This is a genomic window from Kocuria kalidii, assembly GCF_044462225.1.
GTDB lineage: Bacteria > Actinomycetota > Actinomycetes > Actinomycetales > Micrococcaceae > Kocuria > Kocuria kalidii.
Map to the genome: position 1 here is coordinate 57816 of NZ_JBISWJ010000021.1, position 14509 is coordinate 72324.

The window sequence follows — 14509 nt, forward strand, 5'->3', positions numbered from 1 at the left end:
CGTTATGACACGAGTAGGCTGCGCGTCGTCTCCCGCTCTTCGGGGTTCCTGCGGCTCAACGCGCTGGCTGCGTGGCCGCTGCCCTCTGTGCACTGGATGTCATGGTTGGGGCCATGGTGGAGCAGCGCGGTGGCTGGGGAGCATGATGCGGTGGAGGGCGCGAGGCGGCCTCGTCACCAAGCTCCAGGACGTACGCCGAAGGGAAAGCCCATGGCACAGCAAGTGTTCATCAATCTGCCGGTCAGCGATGTCCAGAAGTCCCAGTCCTTCTACCAAGCCCTTGGATGGACTCCCAACCCGGACTTCACCGATGAGAACGCCGCGGCGATCGTGATCAGTGACACCATTCACGTCATGCTGCTCAGTCACGACCACTTCCGGCGGTTTACCCCCAAGGCCATCGCCGACACGACCACCACCGCCGCGGCCATTCACGCCCTGAGCGTCGAGGCTCCCGAGCTCATTGATGACCTTGTGGACAAGGCGCTGGAGGCCGGTGCGGAAGAAGGCGCGCATCAGGACTACGGCTTCATGCGGTCCAGGACGTTCAACGATCCCGACGGGCACCCGTGGGAGGTCATGTGGATGGACCCGATCGCCGCGACCGGGGACTGGGAGGCCGTCCAAGCCAAGTATCCGCAGGCCCCCGTCGAGTAGTGGCACCGGGGCTCAGGAATCTTCCGGACGAGGCGGCTGACCACCGCATCCATTGCCACGGGCGGCCCGGGCCTGTGGCCGGAACGGCGTGAGAGATCCGTTGCTCTTCGGTAAGTTCCTGCCTCGTTGCCGGGGCCGTCCTCGGCGCAGTTGCGACGTGTCCGGACGGCAACGTTGATGCGGCAGGTGTTCCCCCGTCCGGGCGGACGTGCCATCATGCGGCCATGACTGAGAACGCGAATGCTCCCGGGCCCCGGCCCTCTCTCGACGATGAGCTGCAGGTGCCCTTCTGGATCGTCTTGGCAGGGGTGGGCGCCGGGGCGTTCTGGGCTCTGGCCGGGGTGGCCGTCGGCGCCTGGGCGCGTGGTCGATCCATCGGGCCCAAGCGCTGACCGATCCGGAGCCAGCGGGTAGAGGTCCTGGATCCGCTGACATCACCCACTACGGCTGTCCCGGTTCACGAGCTGCGGCGCATGAATCGGCGAGGGCCGGCGCCGCGGCCCGCGCTCTATCCCGGAGCCGTTCTGGCCTGCGACACTGCGGTATGGCCAGAAACGCCCCGGACCCCTCCACCACCTCGTCCTCGACCGAGGTGGTGGAGGCTGAGTTGCTGGCGGTGGCCCGGAACTGGGCGGAGGCCATCGTGGCCAACGACGCGGACCGGATCGCCGCTTTCGTGACGCAGGACTGGGTGTTGGTCTCCGATGCGGGAATCTCCCCGGGCCAGGAGTTCCTCGACCTCGTCGCCTCCGGGGCGCTGACCCACTCGGCCATGGGAGTCGTCGGCCCGACTCGGGTCCGTGTCCTGGGGGCCACCGCAGTTCTCACCGCCCGAGTCACCAACACGACTCACTACCGGGGCCAGCAGTTCGAGGCCGATGAGTGGACCACGGACGTGTTCGTCCGACGCAACGGGCGCTGGGCGTGCGAGCTCACGCACTACACCGCCGCCAGGCCACATTCTTGATTCTCGTGTCGAGACCATTGGCGACCGCTGCTTTGCATATGGCCCGGCTACCGGCCATTTTCCGCGAGGGCGGTGTTGCAGTTGGGGATCCCGCGCTGCCGCCGTCGGGCCTTGCATTCACCGGGCGGATGAGACCGTGTGCTTGCGATACGTTTTCACTGCCGAGCGAACCAGTGGTTCGGGGTCGTCGTCCAGCATCGTGGCGATGTGCGTTCCCAGCTCGATATCAGCCGCGGAACCCTGCTTGATGAACCACAAGGGTGCTGTGATGGCTGACCGCCGACGTAGCGGATCGGCCGATCGGGCCAGATCTTCCAGGAGCAGACGGGGGTCACCGAGCACGCCGATCATCAGCGGCCACCCCAGGACGCGCGGCGCGGCCCGATCGACCATGTCCCACGCGGTAATCGCATCGTGCCGGCCCAGATATGTGCTGCCGTACACTGCGCGTTCCTCGTCCGAGAGTCTGCGGCGTGCGCGGAAGTCAAGAATGCAGAAAGCGGTCATGCGGGGTTCGTAGGCGGCATGTTCGAACAAGGTGTCGAGCTCGCCCGGTGCAGCATCGGCGGCCGTCTTGGCGATCTCGAACAGCGCGCCCATCCTTACGCCGAACACGGGTTCGTCCTCGCGTACTCGCTTGCGGATCTTTCCGATCTCCGCGGGATCGGCGGCATCCATCAGTGCCCGCTCGACGTCTGCGGCTGTCACGAGTGGCGCGTTCACGTCACCCATCCGACCACAGTCGACCATCACCGTGAAGTGTCGGCAGCGATGACGTCGCACAGTGGGGTAGAGGCGGTGCGGACCCGGGTGCAGGCCCTGCCCATTACATATGGCTCGCTACCGGACATCTTCCACGGGAACGTGGTTCCAGGAGAAGATCCTGTGGGAGACCCCGTTTATGCGGGTTCGCCGCGTTCTCGGTCGGTGCGTTCACGGTGTTGACATCCTGGCCAGCAGCAAGGCCGGCGCTGGCCCTCCTCCAGTTCTTCCTGGGTCCGGCGGATCCGGCGCTGTCGGGTCGGTGCCTGCTTGGCATCCTCAACCCAGCAGATGAACTCGTTACGTGCCAAGGCCGTGATGTCCTTCCAGGCGGCAAGGGCCGTGGCGTTGGCGATCAAGGCCTCGCGCAGGTCCGCTGGTAGCTTGTGCACGACCCCACCAGGCACGTGGTGGTCGTTCGCAGGGCCATGGCAACGTGGCGGGGACGAGTCCTGTGTGCTCTTCCTCGGTGGTGCAGCCGCCGCTTCTTGCGTTGTGGTCATGGGGTTCTCGCTCTCGTGTCGCTACTTCAGTGGCGTGGGGGCAGGGTCAGGTCTCGGGGAGATCGGCGAAGGTCTGCTTCATGTCGCGGTACCAGCCCAGTGATTGCTTCGGGTGCCGCCAGCGGCCTTTCATTTCTTCGCGCGCCTGCTGGTGGGTGGTGTCACCGGCTTTCACTGCGTCCTTGAGGTGGCGGTCCTGGGCGGCGATGACGTCGTCGGCGGTCTCGCCGTGGTGCTCGAGGTCGCAGGGCCCTCCCAGCTGGTGGCAGGTCATGGTCTTCATCTGCGGTTCCTTTCCGGTGCTCTTGTTCAGCGTGGTGATGTTCGACCCTTTGACGAACGGGGTGCGGGGAGTGTGACCATCGGCCTCGTCAGTCGCGTCGTTGTTGCCCGTCGCGCCGCACCACCTGCGCCAGCGCCTCGGGTTCGGCGCGGAACCTGATGTGGACGACGAGGCCGTCGACGACGGTGAAGTCGAACAGGACTTTCGCTTGGCCGCGGTGGAACCACGCGGCGGCGGGGCGGGTGCCGAAGAACACCGGAAGCGCGGCGTGGGCGCCACCGTTGAAGAACGCCGCGACCTCGTCCGGGCCGTTGATGCGTTCCGGGGTGCCGGTGCGCATCGCGGCGTCGTCGGCCGTGATGGCAACGTCGGGGGCGAGGAGGCGCACCAGGTGCTGGAAGTCGCCCTGTCGCGCGGCCGCCATGAACGCGTCGACGACTTCCCAAGCGGCCGGCCGGCCCCCGGGAGTGGACATGGCGATCTTGGAGCGGGCGCGGGATGCCAGCTTGCGCGCGGCCACCGGGGTGGTGTCCAGGACCGCGGCGATCGTGGAGAACTCGACGCTGAAGCTGTCGTGCAGGACGAAGGCGACACGCTCCTGCGGCGAGAGCTTCTCGAGCACCAGCTGCAGAGCGACCCCGACCGCATCAGCGACCACGACGGCCTCGGCCGGGTCCGGGGCGGTCTCGGCCGGTGCCAGCTCGGCGCGGGGGATGGGGATCCGTGCCCGCAGCCGGTCCAGACACAGCCGAGTGGTCACCGTGGTCAGCCAGGCGGGCAGGCTCTCGATCTCCGCCTGGTTCCGGTGCAGCCGGAGCCAGGCTTGCTGCACGACGTCCTCGGCCTCGGCACGGTCGGCCAACAGTCGGGTGGCGATGCGCAGCAGGCGTGGCCGCTCGGCCTCAAAGACTTCCGTCTCATCCACGACACTCACCTTGCATGCCTTCATCCTCGTCCCTGCCCCTGTCCCATGTTCGACGAACGAGCTGGCCCGGGTGTGACCACACACCGGTGGGTGCCCCTGGGACCGGGGGGACTGCCGCGCGATCAGGTGACGTTGATCTGGCTTGCCCGCAGGGCGGGCACAGCGGAGGTCCGAGGGTGCCGCTGTGCAGTTTCCGGTCGGTCATGGATACTGGGTGGAGGGCGGTTTGTCCTAATGAGTTTACGTAACGCGGATTAGCGGCGGACCGTGCTGCGGTAGAGGTTGGCGATCTGCGCGAAGGTCACACCGTCCTCGCGGGCCCAGTCCACACGCACGACGTCATCACGGAACTCTTGGGAATAGGGAGCGAGCCCGGCAACAGCCTGTCAAGCCGTCCCACGGGTAGGCCAGACCAGATGGCAGCCCTCCGTGCATCAGCCCTGAAGGAGTCAGTCCGTGGGTGCGATCGCCAGCCACAGTTCGGCGTGGTCTGGGTGCCCGTCCTGGTCGAAGATGGTGGCGAGGAGCTCGGGGTCTGCCAGCGGTTGATAGGGGTTGGCCGGGAACCACTCACCGTAGGCTTTCACCCACAGGTGCTGGATCTCTTCGGTGTCCATGCTCTGTGAGCTCAGTACCAGCCACCGGTGAGCGGGGACCTCCCGGGTCTCGTACTCGCTGCCCGCTTGCCGGGGGTGGTCGGTGGCCGCCGCGAACCAGAACTCGAAGGTGCTGCCGTCGGCCCGGTCCTCAGCGAAGTCCGTGCTCACGGCCAGCACGCCAGGCGGGCGCCTCGAGGAGAGAGCACTGATGTCTCTGAGCGCGTCAAGGCCCAGCTCTTCGCGGAATTGCTCCATCGCCGGGTTCGGGCCGTGGTGGACCAGCGGGATCCTGCGCCGTCGCCCGACGAGCGTGAATGCTGTTTCGTCCTGGAGTCGGTAGTCCATCGGGTGTGTCCCTTCTACTGAGAGGGAGAAACGCAGCCGAGGTTGGGACCGTAGTACCGCACCGGAGCGTCGGGCTTGGGCGGGACCTACTCCGTGCACGGCGCGGAACGCTCTGCTGAAGGCGTCGGCTGAGGCATAGCCGAAGCGCACGGCGATGTCCTGCAGCGGTTCTTCACCGGCGAGCACGGGCGAGGCGGCAATCGTCATGCGCCGGCGCCGGATGTACTCCGAGACGGGCATACCCGCCAGAACTGAGAACATCCGCCGGAAGTGGTACTGCGAGGTCAGGGTGGTCCGTGCCAGGGCGGTGATATCGATCTCACCGGTGGCCCGGTGCGCGGCCCCCTCGGCGAGCTGCTGCTCGATGTGCGCCATCGCCTTGTTCCACGGATCCATGGTCGGCCTCTCCTGCGTTTCTGGTGACAAGTCCACGCTAGGCCGCTGGCGGATGGGAAGGCCCGACGATCCGTGCCCTTCCTGGTCGGGCGCCTCCGGTCGATGCCGCGGTGCGTACCCCGTGGTGGCTCGAGTGTCGGAAACTGCTCTGGCTCCGATCGAGTGCCGAATCCACGGCACTGCAGTGAGGGTTCTTGCGCGGACATCTCGGCCAGGTGCTGGACAGCTGGCCGCTGCCGGCCGATAGATTTCGTACAGGAGCGACAGCTGACGCCCCGCTAGGTCGGGGCCGGTCCCAAAGCGGAGGAGGGCCCGTGGGCACGGTGGTCATGTACAGCTCGGTGTCGGTGGACGGCTTCATCGCGGACGAGAACGACCAGCCCGGAGCGCTGTTCGACTGGTTGCTCAGCGGTGACGTGCCGTTGGACGGGAGCGGGGCGTTGAAAGTGTCGCAGGAGTCCTACGACTACACCAGGCCGTACTGGGACCAGATCGGGGCAACCGTCGTCGGCCGCCACGTCTTCGACACCACGGACGGCTGGGACGGGAAGCCTCCGGCAGGAGTCGACCACGTGGTGGTCGTGACGCACCGGCCGGCGCCCGAGGGGTGGGACCCCGGGGCGCCGTTTCACTTCGTCGATGGCGTCGAGGCAGCCGTGGCCAAGGCGCAGGAGCTCGCGGGTGAGCGCATCGTCGAGGTCGCCGCTGGTGACGTCGGTGGCCAGGTGTTTGCCGCGGGCCTGGTCGAGGAGGTGCGCATGGACGTCGTACCCGTCGTGCTCGGGTCCGGCAAGCGCTACTTCGGATCGGTCCACGCACAGCACCTGTTGGAGGGCCCCGACGTGGTGATTCAGGGCAATCGGGTGCTTCATCTGCGTTATCGGGTGCGCCGTTGACCCATCTGAGCGGTGGTGCAAAGGAATCCACTGCGGACGGTGACACACGGTCGGGCCTCGGGACTGATGCGCGGACAGATGACGTCTGACTGTGTCTCCGCCCCCGATTTACATACGGCTGGCTACCGGACATTGCCCGCGGGAACGACGATGCAGGTGGAGTTCGACGAGGGCCCGAATCCCGGGGAGCGCACCGTGCGCCCCGGCAGCGACGTGGCCGTGGGGATCGAAGCGGGTCCCCGGCGCCGGGATGCAGCTGCCGGGGTGCTCGGCGGGGCGCCGGCTGCCGGCCTACGCCCCTGGCGGGTAGGTGCGGGCCCGGCGGAGCGAGCAGGTCAGGACTCGGGCTGGGCCTTTGCGGCGCGGTCTGTCGCACGGGCTCCGGCGGCGTCAATGCCCAGCGACGTCGCCACGGCCAGGGTCGCCATCCACCGTCGCGGATGCTTTGCTCCGAGGCGGACGAAACCGCGCTCGAGTGCGGCGTCGATCCACAGCGATGCCGCTTGGCCCAAGGCTGAGGCCACGCCCAGGATCAGTGGCACCGTCACGCGAACAGTCACGGGATGGCGCTGGGGAAACGGGCGGGCAGCCTCACCTGCGGTCTCCGGCGCAGGCATGGCCCCGGTGGCGGCTTCTGTTTGCCGGGAGGCGAGCTTGGTCAGGAAGAGCGAGCCGCCGCCGGCGAGCAGCACGCTGGGCACCACGACGTAGGCCCGGCGCACCCGGGGAGACCATCCGGACGGGGAGATGAGGATAAAGGCTCCGGTGGCCGCGGCCCCGGTCAGGGAGAGCAGGAGCTGGTTCATGGGGCCACGCTACGTCGTGCCCGGTCCGGCGGGTCGTCAGCCGGTGCGCTCGGCGGTGTGCAGGGCGCGCAGGTAGGCCCAGGAGCGGCGGACATGGAAGGCCGCCATCCCGGTCAGCACAGTCACCGGCGGGAGAGCCGTCCATAGGTCCGGACGGATCAGCGCGCTGAAGGCAATGGCCACGAGCAGGGCGGCAGATCCGACCAGCCCTTCGATGCCGACGCAGGCCGCTACCCCGACCGCGGTCCGCACCTCGGGGCAAGCGGGGAGCTCTCCGGTTCTCACAGCGGTCGTGGTAGCCGATGCCCACTGTGCCTGACCGGTGCGCTGGTCGATGTGAGGACGTGGAGGACTCGTGTAGCGCTGGACGATCGCCGACAGCCCGACGGTGGCTACCAGGATCAGCAACCACCACGACGGGCTGCCGTCACTGGAGGCGTCCAGCAACCACCATGTGGCCAGAGGGAGGCCGATCGCCATGACGGCGCCCGCCGGTAGAACACGCACGAGGACCTGATCGGCGGTCGGGACGGGCAACTCGGTCGTCGCCTGGGCGGGCTGGTCCATGCTTCGACGCCACTGCCCGGTTCGCGCGCAAATCACGACGCATATATGGGGAACGACTGAGCCAACGAGCGAGGGGAGCACTGAGGCGTTCACTGACGTCCTGACCACCTCGTTGCAGCAGAGGTTGCTGTCAGGGGCGACGTACGGCGGCCAGGTGGCACTCGGGAAAGCGGTGCAGCGGGTCAGGCCGGCTCACCGTGCGCCAGGCCTCGTCGAACCCGGCTCGGGCAAGCCACCGGCTCATCTCTTCGGGGTGCCAGCGCCAGGCTGGTGCCACCGCGTGATCGAACGGCACCGCCGGTTGCCCCGCGCCATCGAGGCTCTGAAAGGCCAGGAGCACCACGCCGCCGGCCGGCATGCGCTGCGCCCAGGAGGCGAGCACCCCACGGATCAGTCGAGGAGCAATGTGGATCAGGCTGAACCGGGCCAGCACACCCCGAAGCGGAACCAGCTGATCGGTCGACTCCGGCGAGTCATTCAAGTTCGCCTCACCACACCGGAACACCACATCGGGGTGAGACCGTCGGGCGATGCCCAGCATGGCTTCTGAGGGATCGATCCCTACGACGCGAAGACCGCGGTGGGCGAGGTCGGCGGTGACGTGCCCGGTCCCGCACCCGATGTCCACTACGGTGCCCTCGCCATGGTGCTCCAGGACCATGTCCGTGAAGGCGGCGACCGCATGCCGTTCCAAAGTCGTCTGGAACGGACCCGGGAAGGTGAGCTCGTACTGTTCGGCCAGTTCGTCGTAGCCGGGTTGAGTCTGCACGCTGGCCAGCCTCCCACACCGCGGTATCCATCGGGCGCTTCGCCTGCTCTCGGGGTCGTGGGTCGACCATCCCTGGCTTGCGCGAGAGAGCCCAGCAGGTTTCCGACAGTCGTGCAGCACATGCAATGCGAGCTGCAGCGCCTGGACCCACAGCAGGTCTGGTGCAACAGAGGTTGATGGAGTGACTCACTCGCCCCGACCGTGCACCGGTCCGGCGTTCGCTGGGGGTTCTCCGACCTCGTGGACGGTATGGCCGGCGCAAGCCGTCTTGGTAACGCTGGCCCGCTCGATGCGCGACACGGTGAACCATCGCATCGCGTTGCGCAGTCGGCACCATCCAACCAGGTACCACTGGCCGTTCGTAGAGGCGAACAGCACGGGTTCGACGTCGCGGGTGGTCGTCGTCCCATTCCCCGATGTGTAGCGGATGCGGATTACTCGCTGCTCGGCCATCGCCTCCTCCAGTGCCGACCTGATGGCGCGCGAAGAAGAGGAAAGCGCGTTCACCCAGACGCGGCCGGCCAGCTCGTCGGCTCTTGCTCGAGTTCTAGGATCGAGGACGTCCAGGATCTTCTGGATCCCGGCTGCTGCCAGATCGGCGTAGGGGGCATCGGGGGCAGCGGACACGGCCGCCATGAGCGCCACGGCCTGCGCTGGGGACAGGCTGACAGGTGGCAGGGACGCGCCGACAGCCAATCCGTAGCCACCGCCCGGACCTGGGCGCGACCATACGGGCGCGCCGCTGTTCTCGAGCGCGGCGAGGTCTCTCTTGACGGTGCGCACGGACACGCCGAACTCTCTCGCCAGCCGCTCGGCGGAGCAACCCCGTGATCCGTTACGGCGCAGCATCTCGGACAGGGCATGAAGTCGTTCTGCTCGCTTCACCGTTCAGCCCGCCGTAAATTCATGACATAAATAGTGACACACACCTGCCCGTAGCACCTCGGAAGGTGGAGTCATGACAACTACGACGAGCAGTCCGACCATCCTTCTCATCCCCGGCCACTGGTTGGGCGCTTGGGCGTGGGACGAGGTCCTTGAACACCTCGACACCGACGAATCTCGTGCAGTCGGGATGACGCTGCCCGGTCTCGACGGGGACGATCCTGACCGTGCGGCGAAGACTCTCGACGATCAAGTCGCAGCGATCCTGGACGTCGTCACTGGACTCGGGGTCTCCGACAATGAGCCCGTGACACTGGTCGCTCACAGCGGGGCCAATGCCCCCGTCAGCCTCGTCCTCGACCGACACCCTGAGCTGGTCCATCGGGTGGTGTGGGTTGACTCCGGCCCCGTGGCCACGGGACGCGCCTTCGCCCCAGACCTCCCGGAGGGGGTGGAGGAGCTTCCGCTGCCGGCCTTCGACGCCCTCGCCCACCAGGTGAGCCTCCAAGGCCTGAGCGCCGAGGCCCTCGAGCGTTTTCGCGCCCGGGCAGTCCCTGAGCCCGGTCCCGTGCTTCGCCAGCCCGTCGAGCTCACCAACGACGCCCGCCACAAGGTCCCCACCACCATGGTGTGCTGCTCCATCCCGAGCGCGCAGGTGCTGGAGCTGACCCGAGTAGGCCATCCCATGTTTGCCGACGTCGCCAACGTCGAGCACCTCGACGTCATCGACCTTCCGACGGGGCACTGGCCCATGTGGAGCCGTCCCCGCGACCTCGCCAAGGTCATTCAGTCGGAGGCTTCTCGAACCACCTGAACTGCACCTACAACCTGAAGGGGTCAGCCAAGACCGGCTGGCCCCTTTTTCCGTGTCTGAGGGAAAACATGACACACCCAAACGCTGCTCTCACGCCACATGGCGTGAACTCTGAGTCGGGGCTGGCCATGGCCAAAGCACTTTACATATGGCCGGTTAGCGGTGGGCTGTTCCGCGCTGGAGGTTCGGTAAGACACGTGCCGCGTTTGGAGATGGTGTCACCGGCTCAGGTGTGGACTGCGTGCTGGAAACGGAGCAGGTTTTCCGGGTCGTAGTCGGCCTTGGCTGCGAGGAGTCGGGTGTGGCCTTCGTCGGTCCAGGCGTGCGCCGAACCGGGTTCCCCGCCCAGAGCGCCTTGGAAGTTCACCAGTGTTCTGTCGGAGACGTGGCCGTCCAGTGCGTCCAGCAGCCCGGTGATCGCCTGCGGGACTTGCTCGGCGGCCGGGGGCACAGCAAGGCCGACCAGGTTGATCAGGTAGGCCCCCTGGCGGCCGGCCACCAGATCGGCCGGGCCCTCGGGGGCGCGGCCGAGGGCTCCGCCCAGCAGGCGAACCTCGACCAGCAACAAGGGGCAGTCGGTTCCCGGCCCGGCGTGTGCCAGCAGCGCCCCGACGGTGGCCTCTCCCATGTCTTCCAGCAGCCGCCCGGCGTCGAGGTAGGGCAGGGGGACGGGTGGGTCCATGTGAATCGCGTCCACGTCCCGGTAGCTCATGGGCCCGACCGTGTCCATCACTGGATGGGAAACAGCCCGCATCGGTGACAGGAGTCGGGCCGACTCCTCCTCATCGGCTGTGCACGTATAGCGCAGGTGGACCACGAACTGGTTGCGCAGCGGTTCGGGGACGATGTCCATCTCCGGCAGCCGCAGCAATGCGATCGAGGTGGACACCGTCTCGGGCAGGGCCGTGCACCACCGCGACCACGCGGTGAGCACCTCATGCGCGTCGGCACCGGGATAGAAGATGCCCCCTCCGTAGAGACCGTCGAGGGGGACCAGCTCGAACTCCATCGCCGTGACGATCCCGAGGTTGCCCTTGCCCCCGCGGAGCAAACCGAACAGTTCGGGCTCGTGCTCGGGGTCGACCGTGCGATGTGCTCCGTCCGGGGTGACGAGGTCGAAGGAACGGGCGCGGTCGGCGGCGAAGCCGAAGGTCCGTCCCAGGACGGGCATGCCCCCGCCAAGGGTGTACCCGACCACGCCGACGTCGGTCGTGGATCCGTTGAGGCAGACCAGACCGTGCGGCACGGCCGCCTCGAGCACGGTGCGCCACCGTACGCCGGCGCCCACGCGCGCGGTGCGGGTGTCCGGGTCCACGGTGCACTCCTGTAGTCGGGCCGTATTGATGAGCAGGCCACCTTGCATGGGCTGGTCGGCGCCGTGGCCGGTGGCCTGCACGCCGATGGGCACGTGATGGGCGGCCGCCCAGGCCACGGCGGCGGTCACATCGTCGGCGTCCACTGCTCCCACCACCACGTCCGGGCGGATCGCGGTCGCGAGGTTGTAAGCGGTGGTTTCTCGCTCGTAGCCATCGTCCTGGGCGGTGAGCACCGGCCCGGTGACCTGGTGAGCGAGCTCCGCCAGAGCGGTCGGGGAAATGTTGGGCGAGTTCATCGGGGACCCCTGCGGTAGTACGCGCCCGGCAGAAACGGGCGGGAGCATGGCTTAAGGGTGGACCGGAGCGCGCGCGGACCGCATCAGCGCCGGCGTCACATCCAGACACGAACACCCCCGGTCATCCCGGCGCCCGACCTTCACCGACTCCTAGATTTGGGTCGCGGTCAGGTTGATTGCGGCCGGCGAGCCAGCCACTCAGATCGCTCGGGACCTGGGAATGTTCCGGGCACCCGGTACCGACGGATCAGGGAACTGCCTGCGGGGGCCGTGCGTCCATCCGTTTCGTCTCCGGGCAGCCGTGCGCTCAGAAGAAGCCATTGTCGTGGGGCAGGTTCTCCGGCACGGGCTGGACGACCTCCCAGTGCTCGAGGATCCGCCCCTGGGCCACCCGCCACATGTCATAGCAGCCCGCCGAGACAGAAGGGCTGTCCCCCTCCCCGTCACCACCGGTCGCCAGCAGGGCTTCAGTGACGGTGAGGACGAAGTCGCCCTCACCGACCACCCGGTGAAGAGTGCGTCGGGCAACCCGGGCATCCGGGCCCGTGCCATGCTCCACGTAGTCCGGGTCGCCGGCCAGCTCTTCGAGAGCCTCCCGGTCGGTGTCGATGAGGCGGTTCTGCACCCATTCGGTGACTAGCATCTTGTTCGACCCGGTGTTCTCCCGTTCGGTGATCTCGGTGGGGCCATCGATCCACCGGGTTCCAGCGGCCCCGTCAGGCAAGGGAGCCAGACCCTCCCAGTGCTCGGCGATCCTATCGCCGTCTACGCGGAAGACATCCACGGCCACCGTCGGGCCCGGCCCGAACCCGTGGTACAGGCAGTGGATCGCGACCATGTCTGCGTCCTCGAGCACCCGGAGGGGCTCGAACCGGAAGTCCGGCGGCAACTGCGCGGCCATGGTCTTGAGACCTTGTGGCCCGTCGGGGGCGAGGGCGGAGTGCTGCCGGTAGTCCGGGGCCCAGTGGCGGTCGACCGCCGACAGGTCCCGGTGACCGAAGAGTTCGGCCCCGGCGGTGCGGACGATCTGCTTGCTGCTCATGGTCATCTCCCTGACACGGTGAGCCGGTAAGACCGCAGAATCGCCCCGATCAGCCCGCCCGCATGGTCGTACCCACCACGCTACCGCCGCCATGCGAACCGGGGCAGGGACCCCAACCATGTGACAGAGAAGGGCCTCAACCATGCGGTTGCGCCGCCGAGGAGCATCGACCCGTAGGTGAAAGACGTCGAATGGCGGGCACGCGAACAACGCCCCCGGCTGTGACCGATGCGCCTGCCGAATCATCAGTTGTCGTCCGACCCGGTTTGCTTCTGGGGCGCTCCGCCGGGAAATGCCAATACCGAAGCACACGACCAGCAGAGGCTCAACCGACACTCCTCCGCTTTACATTTGGCGAGCTACCGGCCACTCGCCCTGAGGGCGATGTTGCAGTGGAACTGTCCGATAAACGGTGTGTGGGTGCGCGAGGCCAGCAGCGGGCTCCCCAAGCTGGTCCCCACCGAGGGTCACCGCCTGCGCCGCGGCTCGGCTGCCCACGCCGTCTGAGGTAGGAGCAGCCCCTCCCGGCAGCCCGTGCTTCCCCGTCCGGGGAAGGCTCCGGCGTCGGTGGTGCACCAGCACTACTCGTGATGCCCGCCCGGCAAGCTATCCGATGTCGGGGCGGGCATCACCCTCTCTGCGGGCCACCCACGTCGTCAGATGCCCGACCCGGGGCAGCCACCGCAAGAGAAGCGGAGCCCACTGCGTGACCATGCACCGGCTGCCCGGCCCTACGCGGCCCGGCGTGACCGTTGACCAGAAGGGGCACCATCGTGCGAGAAACCACCGGCCGTCGAGTCCGCCACGACAGCCCACGGTGCGTCGTGGACTCCACCCGCCCCGTCGGACCGAGAGGGATCCCCGTGCAACCCGCATCCTCCGCCACGCAGCCGACCGCGGACTCCGCCCGCCTCCGGGATCCGTTCGATGCTCAGTGTCCCGCTGATCTTCCAGGACCGGTGCCTGGGGGCGATGAAGGTCTATGCCACCGTCGATGAGGCCTTCACCGGCTACGAGGAGCAGCAGCCGGATTGCTGGCCGCAGCGGCGGCCACCCTGCTGGGCTCGGCCCAGACCCACTTTGCCCCCAACGACTCAGCGCTTCACTGCAAGCCACCCTGCAGGTCCGGCAGGCGGTTGACCGGGCCACCGGGATGCTGATGGAACAACGGGCCACCGACCCCGACGACGCCCACTGTTCGTTGCTCACGAGTGCCCGCGTTCAGAGCCGCCCCATGGCCGAGGTCGCCCGCCAGATCCTGGAGTGCCACCCGGACCTGGAAGACTGAGGCCCGATAGTGGAGCATTACGGGATCGGGGCAGAATGAGCCCGCCTGCGGGGCGAGGTCATCGGCCGGGCCGGTATCGAGGGCAAGCAGCTGTGGTCCACTACTGCACCCTCGGTGGCCACGCCGGGGAGATCGAGGTCGAGGCCTACCTGCACCACTGCATGAGCCTGCCCGGGTTCCAGTGCGACCTGTTGGCGCACGCCGCCAACGAGCTGATCGACCGGCAGCCTCCGATGCGGGCCCCGTGCACCTCCGAGCTGCTCGACCGCGAGGACGGCTCCAAGGACGTGTTCGCGCGCTTCTCCGCGATCAACTCCGGCGGGTACCGCTCCCTCGAGGAGAACCAGCGCGTCGAGTTCGAGACCCAGGACGGCCCCAAGGGCCCCCAGGCCG

At 67.8% G+C, this 14509-nt stretch carries 18 protein-coding genes and 1 pseudogene; 8 read left to right on the forward strand and 11 right to left on the reverse strand.

What is annotated here, in order from left to right; all coding sequences use genetic code 11:
* Nucleotides 1-210 precede the first annotated feature (210 nt).
* The 3 genes from ACH9D3_RS03005 (at nucleotide 211) to ACH9D3_RS03015 (ending at nucleotide 1624) form a co-directional block, all read left to right on the forward strand.
* Nucleotides 211-657 (forward strand): VOC family protein, encoded by a 447-nt coding sequence (locus ACH9D3_RS03005; RefSeq protein WP_396409795.1) that lies wholly within the window; start codon nucleotides 211-213, stop codon nucleotides 655-657.
* A 224-nt stretch (nucleotides 658-881) separates the two neighbouring features.
* Nucleotides 882-1049 carry a hypothetical protein gene (locus ACH9D3_RS03010; RefSeq protein ID WP_396398893.1) on the forward strand — a complete coding sequence of 56 codons (168 nt, stop codon included), beginning with the start codon at nucleotides 882-884 and terminating at the stop codon, nucleotides 1047-1049.
* Between the two features lie 152 nt (nucleotides 1050-1201).
* A complete protein-coding gene (locus tag ACH9D3_RS03015; RefSeq protein WP_396409796.1) occupies nucleotides 1202-1624 on the forward strand; it encodes a DUF4440 domain-containing protein in 423 nt (140 codons plus the stop codon).
* Between the two features lie 117 nt (nucleotides 1625-1741).
* On the opposite strand, the gene ACH9D3_RS03020 is transcribed toward ACH9D3_RS03015, so the two are convergent.
* The 5 genes from ACH9D3_RS03020 to ACH9D3_RS03040 form a co-directional block, all read right to left on the reverse strand.
* A complete protein-coding gene (locus ACH9D3_RS03020) occupies nucleotides 1742-2356 on the reverse strand; it encodes a DNA alkylation repair protein (protein WP_396409797.1) in 615 nt (204 codons plus the stop codon).
* A 167-nt stretch (nucleotides 2357-2523) separates the two neighbouring features.
* Nucleotides 2524-2889 carry a YdeI/OmpD-associated family protein gene (locus tag ACH9D3_RS03025; protein ID WP_396409798.1) on the reverse strand — a complete coding sequence of 122 codons (366 nt, stop codon included), beginning with the start codon at nucleotides 2887-2889 and terminating at the stop codon, nucleotides 2524-2526.
* Nucleotides 2890-2935: 46 nt separating this feature from the next.
* Nucleotides 2936-3172, reverse strand: coding sequence for a hypothetical protein (locus ACH9D3_RS03030; protein ID WP_396409799.1), 237 nt, complete (start codon nucleotides 3170-3172; stop codon nucleotides 2936-2938).
* Nucleotides 3173-3260: 88 nt separating this feature from the next.
* Nucleotides 3261-4097: a sigma-70 family RNA polymerase sigma factor gene (locus tag ACH9D3_RS03035; protein ID WP_396409800.1), complete on the reverse strand. Its 837-nt coding sequence runs from the start codon at nucleotides 4095-4097 to the stop codon at nucleotides 3261-3263.
* A 449-nt stretch (nucleotides 4098-4546) separates the two neighbouring features.
* Nucleotides 4547-5437, reverse strand: a complete 891-nt coding sequence (locus ACH9D3_RS03040) for an AraC family transcriptional regulator (protein ID WP_396409801.1) — start codon at nucleotides 5435-5437, stop codon at nucleotides 4547-4549.
* Nucleotides 5438-5751: 314 nt separating this feature from the next.
* Between ACH9D3_RS03040 and ACH9D3_RS03045 the strand changes: the two genes are divergently transcribed.
* On the forward strand, nucleotides 5752-6333 hold the full coding sequence (locus ACH9D3_RS03045; protein WP_396409802.1) for a dihydrofolate reductase family protein: 582 nt from the start codon (nucleotides 5752-5754) through the stop codon (nucleotides 6331-6333).
* A 335-nt stretch (nucleotides 6334-6668) separates the two neighbouring features.
* On the opposite strand, the gene ACH9D3_RS03050 is transcribed toward ACH9D3_RS03045, so the two are convergent.
* The 4 genes from ACH9D3_RS03050 to ACH9D3_RS03065 form a co-directional block, all read right to left on the reverse strand.
* A complete protein-coding gene (locus tag ACH9D3_RS03050; RefSeq protein WP_396409803.1) occupies nucleotides 6669-7139 on the reverse strand; it encodes a hypothetical protein in 471 nt (156 codons plus the stop codon).
* 36 nt (nucleotides 7140-7175) lie between these two features.
* Entirely contained in the window at nucleotides 7176-7706 is a 531-nt protein-coding gene (locus ACH9D3_RS03055) for a hypothetical protein (RefSeq protein ID WP_396409804.1), read from the reverse strand.
* A gap of 130 nt (nucleotides 7707-7836) precedes the next feature.
* Complete coding sequence (locus ACH9D3_RS03060) at nucleotides 7837-8475, reverse strand: methyltransferase domain-containing protein (RefSeq protein ID WP_396409805.1); 639 nt, start codon at nucleotides 8473-8475, stop codon at nucleotides 7837-7839.
* 186 nt (nucleotides 8476-8661) lie between these two features.
* On the reverse strand, nucleotides 8662-9360 hold the full coding sequence (locus tag ACH9D3_RS03065) for a WYL domain-containing protein (protein WP_396409806.1): 699 nt from the start codon (nucleotides 9358-9360) through the stop codon (nucleotides 8662-8664).
* Nucleotides 9361-9433: 73 nt separating this feature from the next.
* Here ACH9D3_RS03065 and ACH9D3_RS03070 point away from each other — a divergent pair, with 73 nt between their 5' ends.
* A complete protein-coding gene (locus ACH9D3_RS03070) occupies nucleotides 9434-10174 on the forward strand; it encodes an alpha/beta fold hydrolase (protein WP_396409807.1) in 741 nt (246 codons plus the stop codon).
* A 226-nt stretch (nucleotides 10175-10400) separates the two neighbouring features.
* Here the strand turns inward: ACH9D3_RS03070 and ACH9D3_RS03075 are convergent, their stop codons facing one another.
* Nucleotides 10401-11786 (reverse strand): FAD-binding protein, encoded by a 1386-nt coding sequence (locus tag ACH9D3_RS03075; protein WP_396409808.1) that lies wholly within the window; start codon nucleotides 11784-11786, stop codon nucleotides 10401-10403.
* Nucleotides 11787-12093: 307 nt separating this feature from the next.
* Nucleotides 12094-12828 carry a nuclear transport factor 2 family protein gene (locus ACH9D3_RS03080; protein ID WP_396409809.1) on the reverse strand — a complete coding sequence of 245 codons (735 nt, stop codon included), beginning with the start codon at nucleotides 12826-12828 and terminating at the stop codon, nucleotides 12094-12096.
* Between the two features lie 825 nt (nucleotides 12829-13653).
* On the opposite strand from ACH9D3_RS03080, the pseudogene ACH9D3_RS03085 reads away from it, so the two are divergent.
* The 3 genes and pseudogenes from ACH9D3_RS03085 to ACH9D3_RS03095 form a co-directional block, all read left to right on the forward strand.
* A pseudogene (locus ACH9D3_RS03085) lies at nucleotides 13654-13968 on the forward strand (GAF domain-containing protein); the annotation flags it as partial.
* On the forward strand, nucleotides 13934-14116 hold the full coding sequence (locus ACH9D3_RS03090) for an ANTAR domain-containing protein (RefSeq protein WP_396409812.1): 183 nt from the start codon (nucleotides 13934-13936) through the stop codon (nucleotides 14114-14116). The pseudogene ACH9D3_RS03085 and the gene ACH9D3_RS03090, both read left to right, overlap by 35 nt.
* Nucleotides 14117-14349: 233 nt before the next feature.
* A partial coding sequence (locus tag ACH9D3_RS03095; RefSeq protein WP_396409813.1) for a cold shock domain-containing protein occupies nucleotides 14350-14509 on the forward strand: 160 nt, incomplete at its 3' end.